Annotated in this window: 23 protein-coding genes; 4 read left to right on the forward strand and 19 right to left on the reverse strand. The window is 48.4% G+C overall.

The window, feature by feature from the left end; all coding sequences use genetic code 11:
• Positions 1-105 precede the first annotated feature (105 nt).
• The 9 genes from ytaF to CHH53_RS06550 form a co-directional block, all read right to left on the reverse strand.
• On the reverse strand, positions 106-768 hold the full coding sequence (gene ytaF / locus CHH53_RS06510) for a sporulation membrane protein YtaF (protein ID WP_095215311.1): 663 nt from the start codon (positions 766-768) through the stop codon (positions 106-108).
• Positions 769-1,049: 281 nt separating this feature from the next.
• Positions 1,050-2,357: a pyrimidine-nucleoside phosphorylase gene (locus CHH53_RS06515; protein ID WP_095215312.1), complete on the reverse strand. Its 1,308-nt coding sequence runs from the start codon at positions 2,355-2,357 to the stop codon at positions 1,050-1,052.
• A 232-nt stretch (positions 2,358-2,589) separates the two neighbouring features.
• Positions 2,590-3,414, reverse strand: coding sequence for a purine-nucleoside phosphorylase (locus CHH53_RS06520; protein ID WP_095215313.1), 825 nt, complete (start codon positions 3,412-3,414; stop codon positions 2,590-2,592).
• 2 nt (positions 3,415-3,416) lie between these two features.
• Positions 3,417-4,601 carry a phosphopentomutase gene (deoB, locus tag CHH53_RS06525; RefSeq protein WP_095215314.1) on the reverse strand — a complete coding sequence of 395 codons (1,185 nt, stop codon included), beginning with the start codon at positions 4,599-4,601 and terminating at the stop codon, positions 3,417-3,419.
• Between the two features lie 24 nt (positions 4,602-4,625).
• Positions 4,626-5,510 carry a site-specific tyrosine recombinase XerD gene (xerD, locus tag CHH53_RS06530; RefSeq protein ID WP_095215315.1) on the reverse strand — a complete coding sequence of 295 codons (885 nt, stop codon included), beginning with the start codon at positions 5,508-5,510 and terminating at the stop codon, positions 4,626-4,628.
• 4 nt (positions 5,511-5,514) lie between these two features.
• Complete coding sequence (locus CHH53_RS06535; protein WP_095215316.1) at positions 5,515-5,724, reverse strand: DUF4227 family protein; 210 nt, start codon at positions 5,722-5,724, stop codon at positions 5,515-5,517.
• Positions 5,725-5,884: 160 nt separating this feature from the next.
• The gene (fur, locus tag CHH53_RS06540; RefSeq protein ID WP_095215317.1) at positions 5,885-6,376 is read right to left on the reverse strand and encodes a ferric iron uptake transcriptional regulator; all 492 of its coding nucleotides are present in this window, start codon (positions 6,374-6,376) and stop codon (positions 5,885-5,887) included.
• Between the two features lie 107 nt (positions 6,377-6,483).
• Positions 6,484-7,119 (reverse strand): stage II sporulation protein M, encoded by a 636-nt coding sequence (gene spoIIM, locus CHH53_RS06545; RefSeq protein WP_095215318.1) that lies wholly within the window; start codon positions 7,117-7,119, stop codon positions 6,484-6,486.
• A gap of 65 nt (positions 7,120-7,184) precedes the next feature.
• Positions 7,185-7,733, reverse strand: coding sequence for an NUDIX hydrolase (locus tag CHH53_RS06550; protein ID WP_095215319.1), 549 nt, complete (start codon positions 7,731-7,733; stop codon positions 7,185-7,187).
• Between the two features lie 139 nt (positions 7,734-7,872).
• Here CHH53_RS06550 and CHH53_RS06555 point away from each other — a divergent pair, with 139 nt between their 5' ends.
• Positions 7,873-8,793, forward strand: a complete 921-nt coding sequence (locus CHH53_RS06555) for an aldo/keto reductase (RefSeq protein WP_095215320.1) — start codon at positions 7,873-7,875, stop codon at positions 8,791-8,793.
• Positions 8,794-8,807: 14 nt separating this feature from the next.
• Here CHH53_RS06555 and CHH53_RS06560 read toward each other — a convergent pair whose 3' ends face one another.
• Genes CHH53_RS06560 through CHH53_RS06570 form a run of 3 tightly spaced genes read right to left on the reverse strand, consistent with a single transcriptional unit; the run spans position 8,808 to position 11,640 of the window.
• On the reverse strand, positions 8,808-9,176 hold the full coding sequence (locus CHH53_RS06560) for an iron-sulfur cluster biosynthesis family protein (RefSeq protein WP_095215321.1): 369 nt from the start codon (positions 9,174-9,176) through the stop codon (positions 8,808-8,810).
• A gap of 15 nt (positions 9,177-9,191) precedes the next feature.
• Entirely contained in the window at positions 9,192-9,980 is a 789-nt protein-coding gene (locus tag CHH53_RS06565; RefSeq protein ID WP_095215322.1) for an SDR family NAD(P)-dependent oxidoreductase, read from the reverse strand.
• Between the two features lie 40 nt (positions 9,981-10,020).
• On the reverse strand, positions 10,021-11,640 hold the full coding sequence (locus tag CHH53_RS06570; protein ID WP_095215323.1) for a M20/M25/M40 family metallo-hydrolase: 1,620 nt from the start codon (positions 11,638-11,640) through the stop codon (positions 10,021-10,023).
• Between the two features lie 79 nt (positions 11,641-11,719).
• Here CHH53_RS06570 and CHH53_RS06575 point away from each other — a divergent pair, with 79 nt between their 5' ends.
• The 3 genes from CHH53_RS06575 to rnz are packed head-to-tail and all read left to right on the forward strand — an operon-like array spanning position 11,720 to position 14,456.
• Entirely contained in the window at positions 11,720-12,457 is a 738-nt protein-coding gene (locus CHH53_RS06575) for a glycerophosphodiester phosphodiesterase (protein ID WP_095215324.1), read from the forward strand.
• A gap of 22 nt (positions 12,458-12,479) precedes the next feature.
• Positions 12,480-13,502, forward strand: coding sequence for an NADPH dehydrogenase NamA (gene namA / locus CHH53_RS06580; RefSeq protein ID WP_095215325.1), 1,023 nt, complete (start codon positions 12,480-12,482; stop codon positions 13,500-13,502).
• Positions 13,503-13,520: 18 nt separating this feature from the next.
• Entirely contained in the window at positions 13,521-14,456 is a 936-nt protein-coding gene (gene rnz, locus CHH53_RS06585; protein WP_095215326.1) for a ribonuclease Z, read from the forward strand.
• A gap of 9 nt (positions 14,457-14,465) precedes the next feature.
• Here rnz and CHH53_RS06590 read toward each other — a convergent pair whose 3' ends face one another.
• The 7 genes from CHH53_RS06590 to CHH53_RS06625 all read right to left on the reverse strand — a co-directional run bounded on the left by CHH53_RS06590 (position 14,466) and on the right by CHH53_RS06625 (position 21,486).
• Positions 14,466-15,695 carry a DNA polymerase IV gene (locus CHH53_RS06590; RefSeq protein WP_095215327.1) on the reverse strand — a complete coding sequence of 410 codons (1,230 nt, stop codon included), beginning with the start codon at positions 15,693-15,695 and terminating at the stop codon, positions 14,466-14,468.
• Positions 15,696-15,776: 81 nt separating this feature from the next.
• Positions 15,777-16,904 (reverse strand): M20/M25/M40 family metallo-hydrolase, encoded by a 1,128-nt coding sequence (locus tag CHH53_RS06595; RefSeq protein WP_095215328.1) that lies wholly within the window; start codon positions 16,902-16,904, stop codon positions 15,777-15,779.
• Positions 16,905-17,096: 192 nt separating this feature from the next.
• Positions 17,097-17,636 (reverse strand): L,D-transpeptidase, encoded by a 540-nt coding sequence (locus CHH53_RS06605; RefSeq protein WP_095215330.1) that lies wholly within the window; start codon positions 17,634-17,636, stop codon positions 17,097-17,099.
• Between the two features lie 31 nt (positions 17,637-17,667).
• Positions 17,668-18,651, reverse strand: coding sequence for an aromatic acid exporter family protein (locus CHH53_RS06610; RefSeq protein ID WP_369819864.1), 984 nt, complete (start codon positions 18,649-18,651; stop codon positions 17,668-17,670).
• A gap of 73 nt (positions 18,652-18,724) precedes the next feature.
• A complete protein-coding gene (locus tag CHH53_RS06615) occupies positions 18,725-19,159 on the reverse strand; it encodes a BrxA/BrxB family bacilliredoxin (protein ID WP_095215332.1) in 435 nt (144 codons plus the stop codon).
• Between the two features lie 67 nt (positions 19,160-19,226).
• Positions 19,227-20,492 carry a dihydrolipoamide acetyltransferase family protein gene (locus tag CHH53_RS06620; RefSeq protein WP_095215333.1) on the reverse strand — a complete coding sequence of 422 codons (1,266 nt, stop codon included), beginning with the start codon at positions 20,490-20,492 and terminating at the stop codon, positions 19,227-19,229.
• 10 nt (positions 20,493-20,502) lie between these two features.
• The gene (locus tag CHH53_RS06625) at positions 20,503-21,486 is read right to left on the reverse strand and encodes an alpha-ketoacid dehydrogenase subunit beta (protein ID WP_095215334.1); all 984 of its coding nucleotides are present in this window, start codon (positions 21,484-21,486) and stop codon (positions 20,503-20,505) included.
• Between the last annotated feature and the right edge of the window lie 11 nt (positions 21,487-21,497).

Consider the following 21,497-nt stretch of genomic DNA (forward strand, 5'->3'; position numbering starts at 1 on the left):
TGCAGGATGGCAATCGTTTCTCCCTGGTCTGTGAATAGGTTTCGGTTTTCCGGCAATAGCTGTATCGCCATACGGAAAATGAACACCCGAGAAGGAGGGAAGTCCTTATAGCATTTTTAAAAGGCCGAGAGCGATCAATAGGCATGGGGGGATAAGCACCAATCGCTGCATCCATTTTATTTTTGCTAAAATATAACCTGATTTAATGCCGAAGAATATAAATAATCCGCTCATCGCAGCTGCTGATGCAGCAGTTAGAATGGGGGGATAAGCACTGACCATATTCGCACCGATCCCGGCACCGAATGCATCAAGAGACAGCGCGAAACCTAGTAATAAAGATTCTTTTGCTGAAATTGTACCTGATTTGTCTACATCTGCCATATGTGGTTTTTTAAGTACTGTTATCAACAGACCTAATCCTTTTATCTCAAGCTTCCATTCCTTTTCTTCGAATTTATTTTCCGTAATGGAATCTTCTTCCGCAAATGTGCTCTTTTTTGATACAAGGCCATTATATAAACTAAATAATCCTATCGAAATTAAAATCAAGCTCCCGAATATTCCTGCAGCACTAGAGGGAATGAAGTCACTTAATAAACTCCCGATTGTCATCGATGTCAAAACCATAACTCCTGTACATAACATGATGATCATTAATGCCAGGAAAGAAATGCGGATTTGTCTCATACCATAAGTAACACCCACACCAAAACCATCCAAGCTGACGGCAACGACCAAGAGGAATAACCCCGTGAAATAGAGCATACGTATCCCACCTTTATTTACTGCAATCTGGATTTAGCTTATGATGAAATACGAAAAATGTGCATACACCCAAAATAATAAAAATCCCCTCCTTCTGATTTGAAGACAGGGGATTTTATGTTGATTTCTGTTGCTGTGGTACAGTTACTCAATCCATATGCAATTTTTGTTTCGCTAACGCGATGGCAGCGAACTCATCGCTCGGAAACTTTATATGCTTGGATTCAAAATAAAAAGATCGATTCATCCAATTTATAAATCAATTTTTTGCTTTTATAGGTCTATTTAGATGATAGTTTTCCCTTAATCAAAGTCGGGACTTCCGATTTGACATCAGAAATCACATAAGCCCCCTTCAGCTCATCTATGGCTTCTTGCCCAATCTCGGATCTGCTGAACAATACAGCCAGTGTTTCCCCTGATTGCACTTGGGCGCCGACTTTTTTCTTAAGCGTGATACCGGCGCTGTGATCGATGTCATCCTCTTTGGATGCGCGGCCAGCACCCAGCAGCATTGCACTCTTACCTACTTTTTGTGCATACAGGGCATTGACATAACCATCTTGTTCCGCTTTCAGCTCGTAAAAATGTTCCGGCTGAGGCAGCTTGCTATAGTCATCAACAAAGCTTGCGTCACCCTTTTGTGTGGTAACAAATTGTTTCAGCTTTTCGATAGCTTGTCCATTTGCCAGCACTTCTTCCACGGCGCGCAAAGCTGCATCCTTATCTTTATAAGTCTCGCTTGCCAGCAGCATCTCAACGGCAACTTGCTTGGACAGTTCAAGCAGTTCGTTCTCAGATTCACCCTTCAGGATTTGAACTACTTCTTTAATCTCATTTGCATTTCCTACTTCAGCGCCCAATGGCTGATTCATATCTGTAATCAGGGCAGTGACATTCTTGCCAAGCTTTTTCCCAATATCCACCATGGTCTCGGCAAGCTTCTCGGCATCTTCATATCTTTCCATGAATGCTCCATAGCCTGTCTTCACATCGAGGACAATCCCATCGGCACCTGTTGCCAGTTTCTTACTCATGATGGAGCTGGCAATCAAGCCAATAGAGTTCACAGTGCCAGTGACGTCCCGAAGGGCATATAACATCTTATCAGCTGGAACCAAATTACCCGTTTGTCCAATCAGGGCAATTTTGTTTTTGTTTACTGTATCGACAAACTCTTCTTTCGATAAATTGATATCAAAACCAGGAATCGACTCAAGCTTATCCAATGTGCCTCCCGTATGTCCCAGTCCGCGTCCTGACATTTTCGCTACCGGCACACCAAGAGAAGCTACAATCGGAGCAATTATCAAGCTGACCTTATCTCCCACTCCTCCTGTCGAGTGCTTATCGATTTTAAGGCCCTCGATGGAGGATAGATCGATTGTTTCTCCGGAGTCGATCATTGCAGCGGTCAATGCTGCGATTTCGTCAGGTGTAAGATCATTCAAGAACATAGCCATCAAAAGGGCAGAAGCTTGGTAATCAGGAATCTTTTTATTCGTGTATCCGTCGATAAAGAATCTGATTTCTTCTTCGGTCAATTCTTGCTTATCTCTTTTTTTCTCAATTATGTCTTTCATTAGCATGTTAAATCGCCCTCATTCTATCATGTCGGTCAGTGCAGGGAGTATACTCCCTGCACTGACTCCTGATTCGTATTCCTTACTAAAATGACTCCTATCCAAGCCATTCCCATCAAGGATACGGTCAAAATTGCGTTCCATCAAAAGCTGGATATTCTTCCAATGGATGCGGATTTTTGTCTGTATTGTGACGCCGTAAGATGAGCATGGCAGTGAATTCCGTGCCCCTCCTGCTTCAGTCCATCGGAAGCTGTCTGACGATTTCTTTTACGAAACGGAGAAAATCTTCCCGAACCTTGCTTGTCGTTTCCATCACTTCAGCATGTGTCAGCGGCTGATCAAGGATGCCGGCTGCCATGTTGGAAATACAGGAAATTCCCAAAACGTCCATTTTAGCATGACTGGCCACGATGACCTCCGGAACGGTTGACATGCCGACTGCGTCCCCTCCCCAGATACGAAGCATCCGGACTTCGGCACCTGTTTCATAGGAAGGACCTGTATTGCCCACATAAACTCCTTCTTTTACATCCAAACCGATTTTTGCTGCTACATCGCGAGCGTGTCCAAGAAGCTCTTTGCTGTAGACAGAAGACATATCCGGGAAACGCGCTCCCAATTCTTCATCGTTTGGACCGATCAGCGGATTTGTGCCCATATTATTGATATGGTCGGTGATCAGCATCAAGTCGCCAGGCTCGAAGCTTTCATTGATACCGCCAGCCGCATTGGTGACAATCAGCTTCTGTACGCCAAGTGCTTTCATGACGCGGACGGGCAATGTCACAAGCTCCATCGGATATCCTTCATAAAAATGAAAACGTCCTTGCATGGCAATCACTTGCTGTCCTTCCAGCATGCCGATGACTAGCTGTCCTTTATGACCGCTGACCGTCGATATCGGAAAACCCGGGATATCCCCGTAGGGCACAATGGTCGTCTCTGTAATCTCATCGGCCAATACCCCCAGGCCCGATCCCAGGATCAAACCAATCTTCGGTTCGGCAGTCAATTTCCCCTTGATATAGTCTGCTGCCTGTTTGATAGCTTCTGCCTGCATATTCATTTCCCCTTTTTCAATGCTTGTAAAAAGCTCGTTCCGTGCTCTGGTTTCTCGATACCGAAATTATCCGCAATCGTTGCTGCGATATCGGCAAAGGTATTCCGCAAAGGAAGTTCTTCCCCTTGCTCGCTGCCAGTATTATACACGATCAATGGTACATACTCACGAGTATGATCCGTCCCATGATGAACAGGGTCATTACCATGGTCTGCGGTTATGATCAACAAATCATCTTCCTTGAGCCTATCCAATACTTCCGGAAGCCGTTTGTCGAAATCCTCCAGCGCCTGTGCATATCCTTCTGGATCGCGCCGATGTCCGTATTTCGCATCGAAATCGACCAGGTTCAAGAAACTGATACCTGTGAAGTCCTCTTCCATGCTTTCCACAATCTTGGTCATACCATCTTCATTATCCTTCGTGCGAATCGCTTTCGTCACACCTTCACCGTCATAGATATCGGAAATTTTCCCTAATGCGATGACATCGAAGTTTGCATCCTGCAAGCTGTTCATCGTCGTTCTGCCGAAAGGCTTCAATGCATAATCATGACGGTTCGATGTACGTTCGAATGCTCCTGGTTCACCGATGAATGGACGAGCGATGATACGCCCCACCATATAAGGATCATCCAATGTCAGCTCGCGGGCGATTTCACAGATCTCATACAATTCATCAAGCGGGATGATGTCTTCATGAGCTGCGATCTGAAGCACGGAATCAGCTGATGTATAAACGATCATATCGCCGGATTCCATATGCTTTTCTCCAAGCTCATCCAATATTTCCGTACCGGAGGCTGGTTTATTTCCGATGATGCCGCGTCCGGTCCGCTGCTTCAATTCATCGAGCAGTGCATCCGGGAACCCGTCCGGGAACGTGCGGAAAGGCTGATCGATACGCAGGCCCATGATCTCCCAGTGCCCTGTCATGGTATCTTTACCATTCGATGCTTCCTGCATTTTTGTGTAAAAAGCTTTCGGCTGGGCTGCAGCCTGTATACCTTCCACTTCCCTGATGTTGCCTAGCCCCAAAGATGCCATATTCGGCATTTTCAGCCCTTTTCGATAAGCAGCGATGTGCCCCAGGGTATCGGCCCCTTTATCGCCAAAAGCTTCCGCATCGGGTGCTTCCCCAATGCCGACAGAATCCATTACTATAAGAAATACGCGTTTGAAATCCAACTTTACAGCCTCCTAATCTATTGCCTAAGCCCGAGGATGATGTGTCTTGTAAATATCCTTCAGTCTTGTTTTGGTCACATGTGTGTAAATCTGGGTCGTGCTGATATCCGCATGGCCGAGCATTTCCTGAACAGCACGCAAATCAGCCCCATTCTCCAGCAGATGCGTCGCAAATGAATGACGCAATGTGTGAGGGGTTATTTCCTTTTGTATCCCGGCATCGCGGGCTATTTGTTTCAATACCTTCCAAAAGCCTTGGCGTGATAGCTGGTTCCCATGATGGTTCACGAATAAGATATCACTGGCTTTGGACTTCAGCAGCTGTTTGCGGGACCTGTTCATATAGTCCTCAAGCCGCGCCCTTGCCATATCCCCTAGCGGGACGATGCGCTCCTTCGATCCTTTCCCGAAGCAGCGGACAAAGCCCATTTCCAAATGAAGATCATCCATTTCCAATGCCAAGAGCTCGGATACACGCAATCCTGTTGCATACAATGTTTCCAGCATGGCACGATTCCGGATCGCCAGAATGTCCGTACCCGGGCAAGTCAGCAGCTTGTCCACTTCATCGGAAGAGAGGATCTTCGGCAGCTTGCGTTCTTTCTTCGGTGTATCGATATGTATGGTCGGATCTTCCTTCAGTCCATATTCCCGCAGCAGGAACTGATGGAAAAGACGGATGCTGGACAGTGTCCGGGCGATCGTGGCAGCAGACTTCCCGTCATCATGCAGCCAGCGCAAATAGGCAGTCAATTTGGCACGAGTGACATGGGCCCAGTCCCGCACCTCATTTTCCTGGAGATATCTTGCATATGTACGCAGATCCCGGGCGTAGGATTGAAGTGTATTCTCCGAAAGGCCCCGTTCAATCTGCAAATAATGGATAAAGTCATCCAGTGCTTCCTGCATTATTCTACTCCCCTAACCGGAAAAATAACGTCATCCTATCCACTAGGCTTTCCTGCTCCATGGCTGCCACTTTCACTGCATTGCCCTCTGGCGGATCATAACGGTGATAGCTCTCGTATTCACTATGGATGAACCGCAGACCGAAATAAAAAAATGCAGAGCAAGCGACAAACACGACAAGCAGCTTGCACGTGTCGAAGATGAATCGTTTCATGTACACTTCTCCTTTCTCTGACTTGTCTTTGTAACAGACTATGCCAAAGAAAGCGGAAATTATACGTACAGGATAACGTTACCTCATTCCCGTTGTTTTGTAAAATGGTTAATGAAACGAAAGAAAGCCTTTTCCATCTGTCTGGAAAGGCTTCGTTTACTTATGATGTCCGATTCACCTGAACTGCAGCTGCTTCAAGTTCCCCTACCTTCTCACTGGCCTGACAGACCCGGCAGATGCCATGGAATGTGAGACGGTGATCCTTCACCTTGAATCCCCAATCACTCTGGACGATCTTTTCGACATCCTCCAGCAAGTCCTCGTCAATCTCCTCCACCGATCCGCATTCCATGCAGACAAGATGGTGATGGAAATGCGTGGCGCCTTCTTTGCGGAGGTCGTAACGGGAAACGCCGTCCCCAAAGTTTATTTTATCAACGATTTTCAATTCCGATAATAATTCCAGTGTCCGATAAACAGTAGCCAAGCCGATTTCAGGTGCTTTTTCCTTTACGAGGAGGTAGACGTCTTCAGCGCTTAAATGATCCTCTTCTCGCTCCAGCAGCACACGTACCGTCGCTTCCCGCTGCGGTGTAAGCTTGTAGCTCTGCGCATGTAATTGCTTCTTTATGCGTTCAATGCGGTGTTCCAAGTGAATTCCTCCCTCGTAATCCCACACTCATTATATACCGATTGCGAAAAAAGTGTCAAATTATAATTATTATAAATAGCTAATTATAATCATTATTAATAAAAAAATTACAGCAAATCGTTCACAAGCATGGAAAGAAGCGGGTTGGCAACAAAAGTTTCCATCATCGCCGCTGCAGTCGAACCGATAATAAGCAAGAGGAAGATGATACTGTATTGGAAAAAATAGCGCCTTAATGATAATGGTGACCGCTTGGCGATCAGCTTGCGCAACAATGTCACAGAAAACAGCATCGCACTTGTCCCGGCAATCAGATATAGCGGTATGATCACAAGATTTTGCGGAGCTACAGCAGCAGCTGCCAGCATAAGGCCTTTCCACCCCAGCTGGTTGACGAGGAAGCCTACACTGAAGCCCATCATCAGCCCCTTGCTGAACAGCAGCATCCAAATGATGGGGATGCCGATGATGGACAGACCGAGAACATATAGGAACAGCAGGAACTTGAGATGGGCGAGGAAACTCGACTGGAGAATCTCCTGTTTGCTGATTGCTTGGCCTTGCTGTAGCTGGGCGAAAAAACGTTCCAAGTAGTAAAAAAGGTCTTCCTTCTGTGTGAAATTCATGCTGTTGACGATGACTGCCCCAAAAATGATACCGATCAGGAATAATACCAGCATGAATAAGTAGCTTGTCGCATGCTGTTTCAGATGATGAATAAGAATAAACTCCCGCTGTTTCATCTTATCTTCCTCCGATTCTAGTCTAGTTACTAGAATCTATGTCGGCAGCTCGTCTGCTAGAACCATTACTTTCCTGCGCGTTTCAGACGCAGGTGAAGCAGGGCGTACATCGTTTTCGCATCATGGATCCGCTCTTCGGCTGCGAGTGCTTCCGCTTCCTCCAATGACAATTCCATCAGTTCGACGAATTCGTCCTCATCACCGGCGACCGTCTCAGGCAAAAGTTCGATATCATCTGCTTCGTATACATGGAGCAATTCATCGGCAAAACCTGGGGAGGTGTAGAAAGAACCGAGCTTCTTCAGCTTTTTGGCAGTATAGCCTGTCTCCTCCTCAAGCTCCCTGACAGCGGTCACTTCCGGTGCTTCGCCAGGCTCCAGTTTACCTGCAGGGATTTCGATGATCGATTTCTCGAGTGCTTTCCGGTATTGCTCGACAAATATGATTTTCCCCTCCTTCGTTACCGGGATGATTGCAACCGCCCCGGGATGCTTGATCAATTCCCGCTTGGATGTATTACCGTCCGGCAAGGAAACTGTATCCACACTCAAGGAAATGACCTTGCCCTCATATATGGAAGATGTCTCGATCGTTTTTTCTTCGAATTTCTTCATTATGTACACTCCTTCATTTCGCTTCTTCATTCCGCTTCTTCCATCTTACCATAGGTTTGCAAAGGACACATAAGTTGTCTGTCGCTCCGCTTACGCTTACACTGAAAAGGTAGAATGAAAAGGAAGGTGGAATTTCAGCATGCAGAAAAGACGTGTAGGTACTTCCGATCTTTATGTTTCCGAAATATCCCTCGGGACAATGAGCATCGGAACAGATGAGCAGCAAGGAATCCGGCTGCTGCATGAAGCACAGGATCTTGGCATCAATTATTTCGATACGGCCGATTTATATGATCGAGGAAAAAATGAAGAAATTGTCGGAAAAGCTTTCAAGGGCCGGAGAGATAAGGTGATCCTCGCCAGCAAAGTCGGCAACAGGCTGGATCCCGGCGGAGAGTCTTGGCATTGGGATGCCAGCAAGGAATATATCATATCCCAGGTCAAGACGAGTCTTCGCAGACTGCAAACAGATTATCTGGATCTCTATCAGCTCCATGGCGGAACGATGGAAGATAATATCGATGAAACGATAGATGCCTTCGAAACATTGAAAAAAGAAGGTTTGATCCGCTACTATGGCATCTCGTCCATCCGGCCGAATGTCATACGTGAATACGTAAAGCGCTCCAATATCGTCAGCGTCATGATGCAGTACAGCCTGCTGGACCGAAGACCCGAGGAGCAGGCACTTGACCTGCTGGAAGGGAACAATATCAGTGTATTTGCACGAGGAAGCGTTGCCAAAGGCATGCTGAGTGACAGGGCAAGCGAGAAAGTAAAGCAAAAAGGGGCGGATGGCTATTTGACCCACTCCTATGAAGAGCTGCTGGAAGCCAGTGAAAAGCTTGGTGTCTTGGCTGATCAGGAGCAGACTTCCGCCACCTCGTTAGCTGTGCGTTATGTGCTGCAGCATCCGGCTTTGGCCAGTGCCGTGATGGGTGCAAGCTCTTTGGAGCAAGTGAAGCAAAATGCCGCACTCCATACAGATCGACTTCCGGAAGCACTATATGAAAAGCTTCAGGGATTTACGCGGCAGATTCGATATACCGATCATCGATAAAGGAAAAGCGGAAGTCAGCAGGAATCTCCCCTGCCAGCTTCCGCATTTCTATCGAGAAAATCGGTATGTGTCAAATGCGCTTGCGGTATCAAAGCATTCAAGTACCCTTCTTTACTGGATAGACGGAACACATTATTGCTGAAATCAAGTTTCACTTCTTCCGCAAAATATACTTCCTGCTGCTCGTCCACCAATGCAGGAATCGTCCCGCTTTCCACCACGATATCATGCGCACGCGGTTGTTCCGCAAGCCGCACCGTCGGTATTCCATTAACCTTGCAGCCGACTCCGACTGTATCATAATACAAAACGATATACCGATGCGCCTCATCCTGCAATGCTTGTATTTTTTCCAAAGCAGCTTCAGTGATTGTCAGTTTCATCCAATTATTCCTCCCTCATTTCTTGCCGAACTGACCGCCAAGCAGTTTCTCGGCCAATCCAGGCATAAGCTGGTACAGCTTGCTGCCGATGCCCATCCAGCCTGGCATATTGATCTCACGCTTGTTTTTCCCAACATAAGCAATCACTTTACGTGCTACTTTTTCGGGCTGCAGCATATAATGGGCACTCGCTTCACGGTAGCGTCCGCTTGGGTCGGCGGTATCAAAGAAGTTCGTATCCATCGGCCCCAGATTCACCGTTGTCACTTTGATCCCATTCGGCCTCAGCTCCTGCCGCAGTCCATTGCTGAAGCCGATGATGGCATGTTTACTCGCTCCATAGACGCTAGCTTTCGGAGTGGCTACTTTTCCAGCCATCGAACCAATCATGATCAAATGGCCGCTCCCCCGCTCCAGCATTGCCGGGAGGATAGCTGCTGCGGCCTCCATAGCTGCCATGGAATTGACACGCATCGTCGTTTCCATCTGCATGGCATCTGTATCAGTAAAATGCCTGAAATAACCGACACCTGCATTGTTGATCAATACATCGATACGTCGATTCTCCCGCAGCATGCGCTGAAGGGCAGCCCGCCAATTGTCAGGATCACTCAAGTCCGCAGGATAGACAGTTACATCGATGTGAAATCGATCATTAAGCTCGGCAGCCAGCTGCTTCAGCCTTTCTTCGGATCTTGCGGTCAAAAGCAAGCGATAGCCGCAAGCAGCGGCTTGGGCAGCCAATTCCCGCCCAAGCCCGCTTGAAGCCCCGGTGATCAACATGGTTTTATTGTCTGCTTCCATATGCTGCACCTCTTTCTGTTTACCCATCTATTAGCGCTGGCTAAGCACGGAGCGCATACCGGATGGCTTTTTCCATCAAGTCGGGCAGTTTGCCAAAACTATAGGTCACTTCCAGGCGTTCTGTCCACTGATGCGCATCCTTTCCATATGGTCCCAAATGCAAAACCGGCATCTGCAGCCCTTCCATCAAGTCGGCCGGCAAAGTAAAACCTTTCTGCTGCAGCGGCATATTCTGTATCAGGTCCTGTATTGCCGTCTGGGAAGTCGGCTTGCCGATGAAGCTGGAATCTGACAGACCCGGGAAGAACTGCACTTCTGTCAATTCCGCAGCAATGCTGGACTTTGCTTCAGACTGGATGGCAGCAATCAATCGGCGTACATAAGGGTCGTTTTTGGAAGAGACGGCCGGATAGAACGGCGGGCTGTAAAACAGGACAATGACTGGCGCAAGCTCGTGACACATGCTAACCAGCTCCTTGACTAGCTTGGTGGAGAAATCCCGGTCTCCTTCCTTCCTCGTCGTCACGAGCCGATTCTGTCTCCGCTCCACCTCGGCCCTGCCGAAGCGATTGACGGCATACGCATAAAGCTCTTCATAAGACATCGTCTTTATTTGAAAGGCTGCAGGCTGAAAATTATTCGATCTTGCAGCAGACAGACTGGCTTTATGCTGATAATGACTTTCAATTTTCCGGGCCGCCCGCTCCATCGCTTGTTTCAATTTGAGATTGATTTCCTGGATCGACTGCTCCAGGAATAAGACGTTGTACATGGTCACTGCAGAAACGGGAGTCTGCACAGAATACGTCTCCTTCAGGTCCCGCAGCATGAGGCTCACCGGAGGCGGCGTCACTTCCCCATCCACTTCTTCGATGAAGGATTCCTGCAATTCCAGCTCCTGCGATAAATAACTGATCATCAAGTTGGCATTGAGACCGCCAAAAGGTTCCCCGACATGTGTTTCTTTGCCATAGCAGAAAAAACCGGGCAGTACTTTGCCGATGGATCCGCTGTACAGATAGTTACCGGTATCCCCTGGGTATTTGCTGAACACAGGTTCCCCGTTCAAGCATAATTTAAATACCAGGTCTTCCGCTCTCTGCAGCTGCTGCAGTATTTCGAGGGCACGCAGCATACCAGCTGAATTCACTTCTTCATCCGGTACGGTCAGCAAGAGGATATTGCCGTCGAATGCATCATCCATCGCACGTTCGAGCATGGAAAGATGGATAGCCAAACCAGCTTTCATATCCATCGTCCCCCTGCCGAAAACCCATTCTCCCTGCTGGATTTCGGTTTTGACCGCGGCAGGCAGTTCCACTTCCCCCTTCCGATAAGCAGCAGTCAGCTCCTGCACCTTGGTGGCGAGATGTTTGAACGTACCGAAATCCTCCGTCCCGACAACATCAAAATGACTAAGCAGGATGATGGTATCCTTTTTGTCAGTTTTCTTTACAAGTGCTGTAAGGAGCTGGCGACCGTCCTTCAATGGATGAAGCTGCAGGTGATCCGGACGGCGCTGGAAGTAGGGCTTTTGTTCAAGGAGTGCATGAATATGTTCCGGAAAGCGGATTTCTTCAGGAGAGCCCGTGATACTCTCGATTTCGACAAGCTCTGTCAGCAATGCGAGCAATTCATCCTTCGTTTGCCATTGTTTCATGCATGCACGCCCTTTCAAATTGACTTTTGAGTGATTTTCTCGCACAATTCAACTATACGTCCAAGTTCGGGGTGAAACCATGTCTACCAAAATTTTTGCACATCGAGGTGCCAGCAAATATGCTCCGGAAAATACGATGGCCGCTTTCCGGCTGGCAGAACTGATGCAGGCTGATGGCATCGAAACCGATGTGCAGCTGACGAAAGACCAAGTACCTGTCATCATTCATGATGAGAGCATCAATCGTACGACCAATAAACGCGGATTGGTGCGGAAGCTTACATACGAAGAATTGCGCCAAGCGGATGCAGGCGCCTGGTTTTCGCGTGACTATGCCGGCGAAAAGATCATGTCATTGGATGATTTTCTCGAATGGTTCAAAAAGACTCCCATGCTTCTCAACCTGGAGCTGAAGACAAATAAGTATCCTTACCCTGGAATAGAGGAAATTGTCTTAAATCGGCTGACGGAGCATGGAATGAAAGAAAGGACGACCATTTCGAGTTTTCATGCCGATACCATCCGCCGTATCGCCAAGCTTGATCCCGAAATGGATACAGGCTTTCTTACATCCAGACGGCCGCGTCAGCTCTTTTCCTTGATGGATGCAATCGGAGCAAAGGCTTTGCATCCGAAATACCGTTTGCTTAACAAAAAGCTGATTCAGGATTGCCTGCAGCATCAGGTTCCGATCCGGGTATATACAGTCAATCAGCCTGTTTATATACTGCGGGCTCTGGAAGCCGATTGTGATGTGATCATTTCGGATGTGCCGGATCGGGCCCTGGAATTGCAAAAGGGTTATAACACTAGTTAATCAAACAATCGGAGGTCCTACAATGGCTACACCTAAATTATTTCAACCTATCACATATAAGAACTGCACCTTGAAAAATCGCATTGTCGTCTCGCCAATGTGCATGTATGCCGTCGAAGAAAAAGACGGTAAAGCCACGCCTTTCCATATCACCCATTACGAGAGCAGGGCAATCGGACAAGCCGGGCTCGTGTTTGTGGAATCTACTGCAGTGACACCGGAAGGACGGATTTCCGATCAGGATCTTGGCATTTGGTCCGATGAACAAGTGGAAGGTCTCCGGACGATCAGCAGCAGGATTCAGGCCCACGGTGCAAAAAGCGGCATCCAGCTCGGTCACGCCGGCAGGAAATCAAAAGCGGCGGATCCAATCGTTGCACCGAGCAATTTGCCGTGGGATGAGGAATCTGCCGCTCCGGAGGCGCTGACCGTAAATAAAATAAACGATTTGGTCGATGCATATCGCAAAGCAGCAGCACGGGCCAAGCAAGCAGGATTCGACGTGATCGAAATCCACGCCGCTCATGGCTATCTGATCAATCAATTCCTCTCCCCGCTGACTAATAAGCGGATCGATTCCTATGGCGGTGCACGTGAAAACCGCTATCGCTTCCTGCGGGAAGTACTTGATGCAGTGAAAGAAGTGTGGGACGGTCCATTATTTGTCCGTATTTCGGCAGAAGAATATGCCGAGGGCGGCAATAGCATCAACGATTTCATTTATTTCAGCATTGAAATGAAGCGGCAAGGGGTCGATTTGATCGACTGCAGTACAGGCGGTGTCGTTCCCCAAGGGCCGTCCGCTGTCTACCCTGGCTACCAGGTGGTCCATGCGGAGAGGATCCGAAAGCATGCCCTTGTCGATACGGCAGCTGTAGGCTTGATTACGAATGGCCAAATGGCTGAGGAAATCCTGCAAAATGAACGTGCCGATCTTGTCTTCATCGCACGCGCCATGCTGCGGAACCCGTATTGGCCGCTCGAAGCAGCCGAACAGCTGAACTATAGATTGGAAGCACCGGTCCCGTACAAGCGAGGCTGGTGACCGCAGGAGGCTTTTATTATGGAATTACATTTTCTTGGGACAGGTGCCGGGCTCCCATCCAAAGACCGGAACGTGACGAGCATCTGCCTGTCGATGCCGCAGGAACGGCAAGCTGTCTGGATGTTCGACTGCGGCGAGGCAACGCAGCATCAGCTGCTCTATTCCCCGCTCAAGCCCGGCAAGATTGAAAAAATCTTCATCACGCATCTGCATGGGGATCATATATATGGGCTGCCGGGTCTGTTGTCCACCCGCTCTTTTCAGCAATCCGATTTGCAGCTGGAAATTTACGGTCCGCATGGAATCAAGGAATTCATCGAGATCTCGCTGCGTGTCAGCGGGAGCCACGTGGCTGATTCCCTTATCATCCACGAAATCGGACCTGGATGCATCTATGAGGATGAGGGCTGGACTGTCGAAGCGGTGCAGCTATCCCATGGCATCCCCTGCTTCGGTTATATCGTGGAAGAAAAAGCTGTTCTTGGTGAACTGAAGGTGGAAAAGCTCAGACAGATGGGCATTCCTCCCGGTCCGATATACCGCCAGATCAAGAATCAGGAAGTGACGGAACTGCCGGATGGACAAAAGATCAGAAGATCGGATGTAGTCGGACCTGACAAGCCCGGCAGGAAAATAGTCATTCTAGGTGACACGACCTATCTGCCAGAGCTTCAGAGCGCTGTAGAGAATGCAGATATTCTCGTGCATGAAGCGACTTTTTCCGCCGATGAACCGGAAATGGCGAAAGCATACGGGCATTCAACGGCGGTACAGGCAGCAAGCTTAGCCAGGGATGCCAAGGTGAAAAAATTGATTTTGACGCATATTTCCGCCCGTTATCATCAGGATGAAGCAAACATACTCACAGAACAAGCCCGCAGGGTATTCCCAGAAACCGAGCTGGCAGCAGATATGTGCGTCTTCCAGATACACAAAAATAGCAGCGATTCCTGAGAATCGCTGCTATTTTTTATAGTCGTCAAGAAAATCCTTCTGAAAGCTCGTCCTTACATGGTCAGATGCTCCTGCATGCAATCTGCGGAAAGGATTTTTACCGAATTTGGTTGTAAGCTGATCGATCGCTTCGTATAAGCCTTCTTTCGATGCCTCTTTTTCATATGTGAACAAGTCAAGCTGTTTACCGACTTCCTTCTTCTCGGCCACATCAAAAACACTGATGCCCAAAAGGCGAATCGGCTCTCCGTTCCAGTGCTTTTGCAGCAAAGACTGCGCATGGTCGAATATATCATCTGCCGACTCGAGAAAATGCTGCAGCTTCATGCTGCGTGTGATCGTTTTGCGATCGTGGTAGCGAATCATCAACTGAATACCCTTTGCAATGGCTTCCTTCCGGTGCATGCGCTTCTCCACACTTTTGGATAAATCCCGGAGCAGTTTATCCAATTCCTTATCATCGGTGGTATCCTGAGGCAGTGTCTGTGAACTCCCAATGCTTTTAAAGCTGTTCACCGCTTCCGGATCGACAGGCCTGTCATCGATTCCATTAGCTCGATTGGCAAGCCTTTCACCGTTCACACCAAAAACGCGTTTCAGCTGGTATATGTCCTTATGGGCCAGGTCCCCGATTGTCTTGATGCCAAGCGACCGCATCTTTTGTGCCGTTTTCTCGCCGACTCCGTACATCTCTTCAATCGGCAGCGGCCAGAGTAATTCCGGGATATCCCGCTTCCGTAACACCGTTATGCCCAGCGGTTTTTTCATATCCGAAGCCATCTTGGCGAGGAACTTGTTCGGGGCGACGCCGATGCTGCAAGGCAAATCCAATTCCTTCAGGATGCGCTGCTGGATCATCTGCGCTATTTCCAAGGAAGAACCTAAGTGGGCACAATCTGTCACATCCATATATCCTTCATCTATCGATACTGGCTGAATGATCGGTGTCACTTCATGCAGGATCTTGAACATCTCACTGGAAGCTTTCCGATATCGATCGAAGTTCGGGCGCAGCACAAGCAATTCGGGACATAAGCGCCGAGCTTCCCACAAAGTCATCGTTGTCCGGACACCCTTCTTCCTCGCTTCATAACTGCTAGTCACGACGATGCCTTTACGCTCGGCAGGATTCCCGCAGATGGCCAATGGTTTCCCGCGCAGTGATGGATCAAAGGCCATCTCGACGGAAGCATAGAAGCTATTCATATCCACATGGAAAATCGCCCTTCCTTTTGACATGCTGTCCCTCCTTCCGATGCGAACTGTCGTTCTTATTATATCATGTCTGTAAAAGAAATAGGAGGCTTGCGCCTCCTTCGATCATCCTTTCGCAACCTCACGGATGATGGCTGCGACCAGTTCCGCTGTTTTGACCAATTCACCGACCGGGATCCGTTCATTGGTCGTATGGATCTCTTCATAACCGACAGATAGGTTGACAGTCGGGATTCCAAATCCGGCAATCACATTGGCATCACTGCCGCCACCGCTGCTTGTCAGCTTACTGTCGCGCCCGATCGTTTTCGCTGCGGCACGGGCCACCTCGACAACACGGTCGCCCGCTTTTCGTTTGTAGCCTGGATATTCCACTTTGATTTCCACTTCGGCACGCGCACCCATACTTTCAGCAGTCTGTTCGAATGCCTGCTTCATCTTCTGCACCTGCGCTTCCATCTTACTTGCTTCAAGCGATCTCGCTTCTGCCAGGATTTCGACATAATCACAGACAATATTCGTCTGTTTTCCTCCGGCAAAACTGCCGATATTTGCAGTAGTCTCTTCATCGATCCTGCCTAACGGCATTTTTGAAATTGCCTTGGCTGCCACAGTGATTGCCGACACCCCTTTTTCCGGCGCCACGCCTGCATGTGCTGTCTTGCCGTATACTTTTGCAAGTACAGTTGCACGTGTCGGAGCAGATACAACTATATCACCTACAGGGCCGTCACTGTCTATCGCATATCCGAATGCGGCAGTCAGTAAGGATGAATCGAGTGCCCGGCTGCCGACGAGTCCGGATTCCTCACCTGCCGTGATGACGAACTGGACTGTGCCATGCGGCAATTCCTGTTCGTTATAAACTTTGATCGTCTCAAGGATCGCCGCCAGTCCCGCTTTATCGTCCGCACCAAGGATCGTCGTACCATCACTTGTAATGTACCCGTCTTTTATTTGAGGTTTAATTCCTTTACCAGGTACGACTGTATCCATATGGGATGTGAAATAGATCGTTTCAGCGGAATCGACATCCCCCTTCCACGTACAAACAAGATTATTTGCGCCATGACCTGTTTCTTTCATGGAATCATCTTCCCGGACTTCGACACCCAGTTCGGTGAATTTCTTCTTCAGCACTTCGGCTATTTCCTTTTCATCACCTGTTTCCGAGTCTACTTGAACCAATTCCACGAACTGTTCCACTAAACGATCTTCATTGATTTTGATCATGATTATGTACTCCTATTCTATCTATTGGTTTCTCCTTGTCCCCTTACCTGCTTCCCTGTACAATGGACATAAATAGATAAGGGGGCTCCTCAACATTGGCTAAACAAAAGAAAAAAAGATCCAAGCAAAGCGTTGCCATGACTTTCATGGTTTACTTGATGATTTTCACAATGCTTATTTCCACATTGGCAATCAGCCTGAGCTATTTTGTCTTTTAGGAGACAGAATAGCTCCATCTTCTTTCCCAATTTCCTCAAATGACTTCCAGCCTGTCATGATTCGCACCTTTGTCCCTACCGGTACGCGTTCATATAAATCCTCCACATCGCTGTTGCGCATGCGGATGCATCCTGCAGAAACCCGGGTGCCGATCGACTCCGGCCTGTTTGTACCATGGATACCATATATGCGCCCTTGGGTATCGTTGGCATTGAACCCGATCCATCTGCTGCCGAGCGGGTTATCTTTATCTCCCCCGGCGATGCCTTTCCGTGAATAACCCGGGTATTCTGTTTTGAACAGTGTAAGGAATATCCCTTCAGGTGTCGATTCAGGCTTCTTGCCTGTCGCTACCGGATAAACCTTGACCACCCTCCCTTCATCCACGAATGCGAGCTGATTCGTCGTTTTATTGACGATGATGAGCGGCCGTCCTGGCATTGGATTCTCACCGAATGGCCATAATGGGGATAAAATGGATAGGCAAGTAAATGCAATGAGAAGCGAACGCATAAGAACATCCCTCTTTTACATGATGATGTTCTTATTGTTGCTCCTTCTTCCTATTTCTATGATGCACATCGCTTTCTTTGAACGATTGCTTCAATTCCAGATAATTCTCCATTTCATACAATAGCTGAAACAAATGAGCGCGGGTCTCGAATTCCTCCCTCGTCTTCGGAAGGGGATCTTCATCGAAGGACTGCCGCAAAGCATTCAGCTCTTCCAGGAATAAAACAGCCGTATTCCCTGGATGGACCGAATCGGCAAGACCTGAAAAGAAATGGGCAAGCTGCTCGCACTGTGAATAGGATGTCTCTGGAAGCCTGCTGACAAGCGGCAGTATCCGTTTCAAGATGGCGAATTGCTCCGTGCGCATCTCGAAGTAATCATAATACGGATGCTCCGATCTCAGCACATGATTCTCCACATCCCTGCCCACAAGCTGCTTCGCTTCCTTCAGGATCATTTCGGTCTGTGTGATTTCTTCCCCGGACCATGATTGATCCCCTTCCCGGAGATACAGCGCAATTTCTTTCAGTATCTTGGTGAAGTTCCGTTCCAGTACGATCTGCTTTCGCCGGATTGTCGCTTCCAGGCTGGGCATATATAAGTTCACGATGAGTGCGACCCCTATTCCGACTGAAATAAGGATGATTTCATTAACGATCAAATCCAGCGTAATGTCATGCGAGTTATATAAATGCAAAATGATGACAGCACTCGATACAATTCCTGGCGATACCCCGAGCATCACCGTGATGGGAATGAAGATCAGCAGCAATATTCCGATACTGATCGGGTGAAACCCGATTGTCTCAAATAGCAGGAAGGACAAAATGATTGCCAGCAGGCAGGCAGCCACTCGATGCCATGCGGCCAGAAAGGATTTCTTTCTCGTCACCTGGGTGCAGAGAATCGTCAGGATACCTGCCGACACACTATTATCCAGCTGCAAAAGCTCCGCTATCCATATCGCCAGCGGGGTGCCTGCCGCTGTCTTGATCGTCCGATAACCTATTTTCACAATGGTGCTCCTCGTTTAATTTTGGTCACAATACAGAATAGTCCCTCATCCAAAAGGATGGGGACCTGTCCATTCAAACTTCTTTACAATGTTCATCGAATAAAGATTGCAGTCGGTTGACTACTTCCATCGGCTCGTGGCCTTCGATGTCATGACGTTCGATCATCGTAACGATCTCGCCGTCTTTCAAAAAGGCAAATGACGGAGAGCTTGGCGGGAAGCCAGTGAAGTACTCCCTTGCTCTTTCCGTTGCTTCTTTATCCTGTCCGGCAAAAACCGTCACCAGCTGATCCGGGCGTTTGTCATAATGCAGACTATGAGCAGCTGCCGGACGAGCAATTCCGCCGGCACAGCCGCAGACACTGTTGATCATGACAAGCGTCGTGCCGGGTTTTTTGAATGTGGCATCCACTTCCTCCGGTGTTGTCAATTCCGTATAGCCAGCCTCGGTAAGATCCTTCCTAGCAGTCGTTACGATATCGTTCATAAACATTCTGAAATCTGCCATCGGTATTCCTCCTTTTACACTACTCCAAGTGTATCAGCAATTCCAGGCTCTTTCAATTTCTATAACTTCAGTAAATCGGCATTGTCGATTCAGATACGTTCTCGAGAATCTCTTTCACCCTTGCCATGAACTGACCGCAAATCAATCCGTCCAGCACACGGTGATCAAGGCTGAGGCATAGATTGACCATATCACGGGCTGCGAACATATCATTGATGATGACTGGCCGTTTTACGATCGATTCCACCTGCAAAATGGCTGCTTGGGGATAGTTGATGATACCCATGCTCTGAACCGAACCGAATGACCCTGTGTTATTGACGGTGAATGTACCGCCTTGCATATCAGCTGCCGTCAGTTTGCCGGTGCGGGCCTTTTTCGCAAGGTTCGTAATCTGCTTAGCAATGCCTTTGACACTCAGATCATCTGCAGATTGGATGACCGGTACAAATAGCTCCTGCTCTTTTGCAACCGCAATCGAGATATTGACTTCATCATGCTGGATGATCTTATCTCCCGCCCAAGAGCTGTTCAGCTGCGGGAATTCCTTCAGTGCCTGCGCGACGGCTTTGACAAAGAAAGCAAAGAATGTCAGCGGATAGCCTTCTTTTTCCTTGAAGGAATCCTTCACTTTATTGCGGTAAGCAACCAAATCGGTGACATCCACCTCCACCATCATCCAAGCATGCGGGATTTCCGTTGCTGCTTTCACCATATTATTGGCTATGGCTTTTCTGACACCAGTAACGGGTATGGCATTGCCAGATGCTTCTGTCTGTGTACGTTCAGCTGCTGCATTTGCCTTCTGCGGTTCAGCAGATTGGACTGCAGCTGCGGTTTGCACAGATTCTGCTTGCTTTTGCGGTCTTTCACCGGATGCGATGATCGCTTCGACATCCTTGCGGGTGATCCGCCCGCCTTTCCCAGTGCCTGTGATCGCTGACAAATCAAGATCATGCTCCTGTGCAAGGCGCATGACTGCAGGGGAGTAACGCGATTTCATCGTTGTTTCGGCAGCCGGACTGCTATTGTCTGATTCTGTTTCCATCGGAGCAGGTGAAGCATCAGCCGCTTCTTGCTTCTCTGGTGATGCTTCTGTTTCGATCGTACAGATCAGTTCCCCTACTTCGACTGTGTCACCTTCTGCTGCAACCAATTCTTTGATCACACCCGTGAAGGAGCTGGGGATTTCGGCATTGACTTTATCTGTCATCACTTCCGCGATGGCATCGTATTTGCTGACTTGATCGCCTGGTTTGACGAGCCATGTGCTGATTGTGCCTTCCGTTACACTCTCGCCGAGTTTCGGCATCGTTATTTTTTCCATCATCATTACACCTCGTTTAGAATTCCGCTAATTCGCGCATGGCAGCTTCCACTTTGGCTGGATTGACCATGAAGTATTTTTCTGTACTAGGCGCATAAGGCATCGCTGGCACATCCGGTGCAGCCAATCGCTGGATAGGCGCATCCAGATCGAAGAGGCAGTTTTCACCGATTATCGCTGCTACTTCTCCGATGATGGAGCCTTCTTTATTGTCTTCTGTGATAAGCAGGACTTTGCCTGTCTTCGAGGCTGCCTCGATGATTGCTTCCTTATCAAGCGGATAAACGGTACGCAAATCGAGGATATGCGCTTCGATTCCTTCAGCGGCAAGCTTCTCTGCTGCCTGCAGGGCAAAATGCACACATAATCCGTAGGTGATCACGGTGATATCAGAACCCTCGCGCTTCACATCCGCTTTACCGATCGGCAGCGTATAGGATTCAGAAGGCACTTCACCTTTGATGAGGCGATAAGCTCTTTTATGCTCGAAGAACAATACAGGATCCGGATCCTGTATGGCTGCTTTCAAAAGGCCTTTTGCATCATAAGGTGTGGACGGCATGACGATTTTAAGGCCTGGCTGGTTCGCGAACACCGCTTCCACAGATTGAGAATGATACAAGGCGCCATGCACACCGCCGCCATAAGGCGCACGGATGGTAACCGGGCAAGTCCAGTCGTTATTGGAACGATAACGGATCTTCGCCGCTTCTGAAATGATTTGGTTCACTGCCGGCATGATGAAATCAGCGAATTGCATTTCAGCAATCGGCTTCAAGCCGTACATGGCAGCACCCACTGCCACTCCCGCAATCGCAGATTCCGCCAGCGGTGTGTCAAGCGTACGTTCCGCTCCGAATGTATCATACAGTCCATCGGTAGCCCGGAATACACCGCCTCTTTTCCCGACGTCTTCCCCTAATACGAATACTTTTTCATCTGCTTCCATTTCTTCACGCATCGCCTGCGTGATTGCCTGGATATAGGACATTACTGGCATCGTTTTTCCTC

Origin of the sequence: Terribacillus sp. 7520-G, assembly GCF_002271665.1 — a bacterium.
Taxonomy (GTDB): domain Bacteria; phylum Bacillota; class Bacilli; order Bacillales; family Amphibacillaceae; genus Terribacillus.